5 protein-coding genes and 1 pseudogene are annotated in these 6,530 nt (G+C 73.8%); 3 read left to right on the plus strand and 3 right to left on the minus strand.

All coding sequences use genetic code 11. From position 1 onward, the window contains the following. A pseudogene (locus ACWEVO_RS26365) lies at positions 1 to 300 on the minus strand (dipeptide epimerase); the annotation flags it as partial. 44 nt (positions 301 to 344) lie between these two features. On the opposite strand from ACWEVO_RS26365, the gene ACWEVO_RS26370 reads away from it, so the two are divergent. After that, on the plus strand, positions 345 to 1,142 hold the full coding sequence (locus ACWEVO_RS26370; protein ID WP_452310195.1) for a tyrosine-protein phosphatase: 798 nt from the start codon (positions 345 to 347) through the stop codon (positions 1,140 to 1,142). 39 nt (positions 1,143 to 1,181) lie between these two features. Here the strand turns inward: ACWEVO_RS26370 and ACWEVO_RS26375 are convergent, their stop codons facing one another. After that, positions 1,182 to 2,045 (minus strand): serine hydrolase, encoded by an 864-nt coding sequence (locus tag ACWEVO_RS26375; RefSeq protein WP_452310196.1) that lies wholly within the window; start codon positions 2,043 to 2,045, stop codon positions 1,182 to 1,184. A 72-nt stretch (positions 2,046 to 2,117) separates the two neighbouring features. Here ACWEVO_RS26375 and ACWEVO_RS26380 point away from each other — a divergent pair, with 72 nt between their 5' ends. After that, positions 2,118 to 2,783, plus strand: coding sequence for a class I SAM-dependent methyltransferase (locus ACWEVO_RS26380; RefSeq protein ID WP_452310197.1), 666 nt, complete (start codon positions 2,118 to 2,120; stop codon positions 2,781 to 2,783). Between the two features lie 105 nt (positions 2,784 to 2,888). Here the strand turns inward: ACWEVO_RS26380 and typA are convergent, their stop codons facing one another. Then, positions 2,889 to 4,757 carry a translational GTPase TypA gene (typA, locus tag ACWEVO_RS26385; RefSeq protein WP_452310198.1) on the minus strand — a complete coding sequence of 623 codons (1,869 nt, stop codon included), beginning with the start codon at positions 4,755 to 4,757 and terminating at the stop codon, positions 2,889 to 2,891. 489 nt (positions 4,758 to 5,246) lie between these two features. Here typA and ACWEVO_RS26390 point away from each other — a divergent pair, with 489 nt between their 5' ends. Next, entirely contained in the window at positions 5,247 to 6,443 is a 1,197-nt protein-coding gene (locus tag ACWEVO_RS26390; RefSeq protein ID WP_452310199.1) for a S53 family peptidase, read from the plus strand. The last annotated feature ends 87 nt before the right edge of the window (positions 6,444 to 6,530 follow it).

The raw sequence follows: 6,530 nt of genomic DNA on the forward strand, positions 1-6,530 counted from the left end.
CCGGGCCGACTCGTTGCCGGCGACCGCCCGCTCCACCTCGGCGCAGCGGGCGTTCAGGTCATCGGCGTCCCGGCCGACGAGCCGCGGCCCGAGCAGGTCCCGGACGCACGCCTCGGCGCCGGCGGTGGACGCCCCGGTGACCTGCCAGACCTGGGGCGCCTCGCCGTACCCGGACCGCCCGTCGCTGTCGACGACCTCGACGATCAGGGTGTCCACGGTGGTGGTGCGGCGCAGCGCGGTGACGAACGGGGTGTGTAAGGGGGCGGAGAGCCGGTGGGTGCGTACCGCGGCGATCGTCATGTCCGGCACCCTATATCCAGGTGGCCGGCGACAGGGGAGGGCCGATGGCGGGACGGGACTGGGTACTGGTGGGCGCGCCGAACGCGCGTGATCTGGGCGGGTTGCCGGCTGGTGCCGGCCGGCGGGTACGGGCGGGTCGGCTGATCCGGACCGCCGCGTTGGGCCGGCTCACCGACGAGGACCTGCCGGTGCTGGGCAAGCTCGCCCCGGCCTGCGTGGTGGATCTGCGGCACGCCAGCGAGCAGGAGGTGGCGCCGCCGGACCGCCTGTCCGGTGAGCCGCGGGTGGTGCAGCTGCCGGTGTACGACCCGGCCCACCCGGTGTTCACGTACGTCTCGGCGGTGCTGCTGGGCCACGACCTGGCGGCGTACGCGGCGGTGGCCCGGGAGGGCGTGCCGGCGGCGATGTGCGAGATCTACCGGTGGTTCGTCACCGGGGAGTCGGCGCGGGCCGGGTTCGGGGCGGCGGTCCGGCTGGCCGCCGAGGCGGGGAACCTGCCGCTGCTGTTCCACTGCTCGGCCGGGAAGGACCGCACCGGGTGGCTGTCGGTGGTGCTGTTGACCGCGTTGGGCGTGGACGAGGCGTCGATCCGGGCGGACTACCTGCGGCACAACGAGTTGACCGAGAGCCTGCGCGAGGTGCTGCTGGCCGCGATGAGCCGCCGGCGGCCGGATCTGGACCCGGCGGCGGCGCGGCCGTTGCTGGAGGTGCGGCCGGAGTACCTGGACGCCGCGTACGACGAGGTGCGGCGGGTGCACGGGTCGTTCGGGGCGTACCTGCGCGACGGTCTGGGGGTGACCGACGCGACGGTGGCGGCGCTGCGGGCGAACCTGCTGGAGTGAGGGTGCCGCCGGCCGCGCGCCCCCGGCCGGCGGCGGCGCTCAGTCGGCCAGGTCGTGCCGGGCGGCCCAGACCCGGGCCGAGAGGTCGGCGATGAGGTGGCAGGCGTCGTCCTCGTCCTCGCCGCTCGGGCCGCCGTCGGCCAGGTCGGTGGTGGTGCAGGCGACGACGGCGTACGGCGGGGCGTCGGCGGGGAAGACCACTCCGGCGCCGTGCCGGACCCCGCGTACCCAGCCGTTCTTGTGCGCGATCCGGGTGCCCTCGGGCAGGCCGGCGGCGAGGTCCTCCCGGTGTTCCTGGGCGAACAGCACGTCCAGCATGGCCGTGCAGGCGGTGGGGGAGGCGAGCGGGCCGGGCCGCTGTGCGCCCAGCGCCAGCTCGCCGAGCAGGGCGGCGAGGTCGCCGGCGGTGACCAGGTTGGTGATGCCGGCCTCGCGGGCGGCGAAGTCCTCGATGCCTCGGCCGGTGACGCTGTGCCGGGCGCCCGCCAGGGCCCACACCTCGGCCACCGCCGGCAGCCCGACCTGGCCGATGCAGATGTTGGTGGCCAGGTTGCTGGATCGGACGATCATCCGTTCGGCGAGCCAGCGCAGGGGAGCGGTGCCGTCGACCCGGTCCCAGACCGCGTCGTCGTTGTCGTAGTGCTGGGCGCAGGCGAACCGGGGTGCCCCGGGCAGCGCGGAGTCGAAGGTGTTGCGCACCGGGATCGGGGCGTCCAGGTCGAGCCGGCCCGCCGCGGCGGCGCGGTGCAGCGCCACCAGCACGCCGACCTTCATGGTGCTCGCGGCGTAGTGGGTGGCGTCGGGCAGTCGGGTCCAGGTCGGCCGGGCGCCCAGCCGCCCCACGTACGCGGAGACGGTGCCGGGCACCTTGTCGAGGTGCGCGTCGAGATCCTCCCAGGTCATGCCGGTGACCGTAGCGGATCATCGGCGTCGGCGGGGCTGCGGTCCGCCCGGCCGTGGGTCTACCGTGCGCAGATGACGACCGCCGCGTACGACGCCATCGCCGACTGGTACGAGGACTACGTCACCACCACCGCCGCCGGGTACAGCGACCGGGTGCGGGGGCTGCTGGCCGAGTTGCTGGGCGCCGGCCCGGGCCGGTGTCTCGACCTGTGCTGCGGCACCGGGGCGCACGCCGCGGAGCTGCGCCGGCTCGGCTGGAGCCCGGTCGGGGCGGACCTGTCCGCCGGCCAGCTGCGCCACGCGCGGGGCCGGCTGCCGGTGCTGCGGGCCGACGCCGGCGCGTTGCCGCTGGCCGACGCCGCCGTGCCGGCGGTGGTGTGCGTGCTCGCCCACACCGACATGCCGGACTATCCGGCGGCCGTCGCCGAGGCGGCCCGGGTGCTCGCCCCGGGCGGTCGGCTGGTTCACGTGGGCGTGCACCCCTGCTACGTCGGCGCGTTCGCGGACCGCTCCGACCCGGGCCGGATCGTGGTCGACGGCGGTTACGCCGAGCGCGACCGCACCTTCCGTTCGTGGAACTCCACCGGGGTGCGGGCCCGGGTGGGCGCCTGGCACCTGCCCCTGGCCGACCTGCTGACCGCGGTCACCGCCGCCGGCCTGACCCTGACCCGGGTCGTGGAGTCGGGCCCCGGCCCGCTCCCCGACATCCTCGCCCTCCAGGCCACCAGGATCCGCTGACCGCCGCGCCCACGGTCGACGCGGGCCGGGACGGGGGTGCGGTGGGAACGGCGGAGCCCGGGCCGCCGAGGGGGCGGTCCGGGCTCCGGGTGGTGCGGGTACGGGTCAGCCGGCGTGCTTGCGGCGGGCGGCCATCCGGCCGCGCTGGGTCTGGTCCAGCACGACCTTGCGGATGCGCACCGCGGCCGGGGTCACCTCGACGCACTCGTCCTCGCGGCAGAACTCGAGGGCCTGCTCCAGCGACAGCTTGCGCGGCGGGATCAGCTTCTCGGTCTCGTCCGCGGTCGACGACCGCATGTTGGTGAGCTTCTTCTCCTTGGTGATGTTGACGTCCATGTCGTCGGAGCGGGAGTTCTCCCCGACGATCATGCCCTCGTACACCTCGGTGCCCGGCTCGACGAAGAGCTGGCCGCGCTCCTGGAGGTTGGTCATCGCGAACGCGGTGACGGCACCGGCCCGGTCGGCGACCAGCGAGCCGTTGTTGCGGGTGCGCAGCTCGCCGAACCACGGCTCGTACGACTCGAAGACGTGGTGCAGGATGCCGGTGCCCCGGGTCTCGGTGAGGAACTCGGTGCGGAAGCCGATCAGGCCGCGCGCCGGCACCAGCCACTCCATCCGGATCCAGCCGGTGCCGTGGTTGACCAGCTGCTCCATCCGGCCCTTGCGGGTGGCGAGGAGCTGGGTGATCGCGCCCAGGTACTCCTCCGGGGCGTCGATGGTGAGCCGCTCGACCGGCTCGCAGGTCTTCCCGTCGATCTCCTTGGTGACGACCTGCGGCTTGCCGACGGTCAGCTCGTAGGATTCGCGGCGCATCTGCTCGACCAGGATGGCCAGGGCCAGCTCACCGCGGCCCTGCACCTCCCAGGCGTCCGGGCGCTCGGTGGGCAGGACCCGCAGCGAGACGTTGCCGACCAGCTCCTTGTCGAGCCGGTCCTTGACCATGCGCGCGGTGACCTTGGCGCCCTTGACCCGGCCGACCAGCGGCGAGGTGTTGGTGCCGATGGTCATCGAGATGGCCGGCTCGTCGACGGTGATCAGCGGCAGCGGGATCGGGTTCTCCGCGTCGGCGAGGGTCTCGCCGATCATGATCTCCGGGATGCCGGCGACGGCGATGATGTCACCGGGGCCGGCGGAGTCGGCCGGCTTGCGCTCCAGACCCTCGGTCATCAGCAGCTCGGAGATGCGGACCCGCTGGCTGCTGCCGTCGGTGCGGCACCAGGTGACGGTCTGGCCCTTGCTGATGGTGCCCTGCCGGACCCGGCACAGCGCCAGCCGGCCGAGGAACGGCGAGGCGTCCAGGTTGGTGACGTGCGCCTGCAGCGGCGCGTCCTCCTCGTAGGCCGGGGCCGGGATGGTGTCCAGCAGGGTGCGGAACAGCGGCTCCAGGTTGTGGCTGTCGTCGGGTACCGCGCCGTCGGCCGGCTGGGTCAGCGAGGCGATGCCGTCGCGGGCGCAGGCGTAGACGATCGGGAAGTCGATCTGCTCCTCGTCGGCGTCCAGGTCGAGGAAGAGCTCGTAGGTGTCGTCCACGACCTCCTTGATCCGGGCGTCCGGACGGTCCACCTTGTTGATCACCAGGATGATCGGCAGCCGGGCGCGCAGCGCCTTGCGGAGCACGAACCGGGTCTGCGGGAGCGGGCCCTCGCTGGCGTCGACCAGCAGCACCACCCCGTCGACCATGGTGAGGCCGCGCTCGACCTCGCCGCCGAAGTCGGCGTGCCCGGGGGTGTCGATGATGTTGATAGTGACCGGCTCGGACCCGTCCGCCGGCAGGTAGTGCACGCCGGTGTTCTTGGCCAGGATGGTGATGCCCTTTTCCCGCTCGAGGTCCATCGAGTCCATGACCCGTTCGGTGTCCTCACCGCGGGCGCCGTAGGCGCCGGCCTGCCGCAACATGGCGTCGACCAGGGTCGTCTTGCCGTGGTCGACGTGGGCGATGATGGCGACGTTGCGGAGGTCGGTGCGTAGCTGCATACCCTCCATACTCCTGTCTGCGGTTGCCGGGGCACGGGCCGGGGTCATCCCCCGGGCGCACCCGGATCTGTGCCGTAACTGCGGTGCCGACCGGTCGGGCGGCTGGCACGCCGGCCCCCCGGGGCGGGGGAGCGGATGCCGACCTGCCGAAGCGGCGCGGGGCCGGTCGTCCCCGCCGGTGCCACCCGGTCGCCGCGACGGTCGCCCCGGTGGGACGGCGGTGATCTCCGGTCGGCCGGTGCCGGGAGGGACGACCCCTGCTGCTGGTCGGCTTCCTAGCGTACGCGGGAGTGCCCGGGTCGCTCCGACCCGAGCGGGGATGTCGGCCGGGCGCGTGACAGGGGACACACCCGGCGGCGTCGGCGAGTAACACTCCGAGGGCCAAAAACGCTGCCCCGGTGATCGATCAACTTCCATTGCTTGCCCGGAGCAACGGGCTTACGCTTCCGCGCAGGTCAGCTCTTCCTTCCTCCCTTCTTGGAGAGCCACATGCGCGTCACCCGTCGCATGGCCGGCCTCGCCGTCGCGGCCACCGCCGCCACGTCCTGGCTGACCGTCGCCAATCCCGCCCAGGCCCAGTCCCCGACCGGCGTGTCCCACGCCACCCTCCACTCGTGCCCCGCGCCGGTGGCCGGCAGCGCCTCCTGCCACGCCGTCGTACGCACCGACACCACCCCCCTCAAGGGCGGCGTGACCCCCCACGCCACCCCCTCCGGCTACGGGCCGGCCGACCTCCAGTCGGCGTACAACCTCCCGTCCGCCACCGCGGGCGCCGGGCAGACGATCGCCATCGTCGACGCCTACGACGACCCCACCGCCGAGGCGGACCTCGGCGTCTACCGCAGCCAGTACGGCCTGCCGCCGTGCACCACCGCCAACGGCTGCTTCCGCAAGGTCGACCAGACCGGCGGGACCGCCTACCCGCGCAAGGACGGCGGCTGGGCGCAGGAGATCTCGCTGGACCTCGACATGGCCTCCGCGATCTGCCCCAACTGCAAGATCCTGCTGGTCGAGGCGAAGACCAACTCGTTCGCCAACCTCGGCGCGGCGGAGAACATGGCCGCCCAGCTCGGGGCCAACGTGATCAGCAACAGCTACGGCGGTTCCGACGCCTCCGACGCCACCTACGGCTCGTACTTCAACCACCCCGGCATCGCGATCACGGTCAGCTCCGGTGACGCGGGTTACGGCGTCGAGTACCCGGCCTCCTCGCACTACGTCACCGCGGTCGGCGGCACCTCGCTGACCCGCTCCAGCGGCACCCGCGGCTGGACCGAGACGGTGTGGAAGGGCGCCGGCAGCGGCTGCTCGACGTACAACACGGCGTTGAGCGGGCAGGCCGCGGCCGGCACCGGCTGCGCGAAGCGGGCGGTGGCCGACGTGTCCGCCGTCGCCGACCCGAACACCGGCGTCGCGGTCTACGACAGCACCGCCTACCAGGGCCTGTCCGGCTGGCTGGTGTTCGGCGGGACCAGCGTCGCCGCCCCGGTGATCGCCGGGGTGTACGGGCTGGCCGCCAACGCCGCCTCGATCGACAACAACTACCCGTACAGCCACACCGGCGCGCTGTTCGACGTCACCTCCGGCAGCAACGGCACCTGCCCCACCAGCCAGTGGTGCACCGCCCGGGCCGGCTGGGACGGCCCGAGCGGCCTCGGCACCCCCAACGGCGTGGGCGCCTTCTGACCGGTTGACCGACGCAGGGGCCCCGGCGGGCGACCGCCGGGGCCCCTGGCGTCGAGCTCAGTCCCGGGCGCCGAGCGGCTCGGCCGG

Source organism: Micromonospora sp. NPDC003776, from assembly GCF_053605645.1.

What these genes read in the sequence shown, in the direction of transcription:
- ACWEVO_RS26370 (WP_452310195.1), top strand. Translation starts at nt 345, where the DNA reads ATGGCGGGACGGGACTGGGTACTGGTGGGCGCGCCGAACGCGCGTGAT.
- typA (WP_452310198.1), bottom strand. Translation starts at nt 4,757, where the DNA reads ATGCAGCTACGCACCGACCTCCGCAACGTCGCCATCATCGCCCACGTC.
- ACWEVO_RS26390 (WP_452310199.1), top strand. Translation starts at nt 5,247, where the DNA reads ATGCGCGTCACCCGTCGCATGGCCGGCCTCGCCGTCGCGGCCACCGCC.
- ACWEVO_RS26380 (WP_452310197.1), top strand. Translation starts at nt 2,118, where the DNA reads ATGACGACCGCCGCGTACGACGCCATCGCCGACTGGTACGAGGACTAC.
- ACWEVO_RS26375 (WP_452310196.1), bottom strand. Translation starts at nt 2,045, where the DNA reads ATGACCTGGGAGGATCTCGACGCGCACCTCGACAAGGTGCCCGGCACC.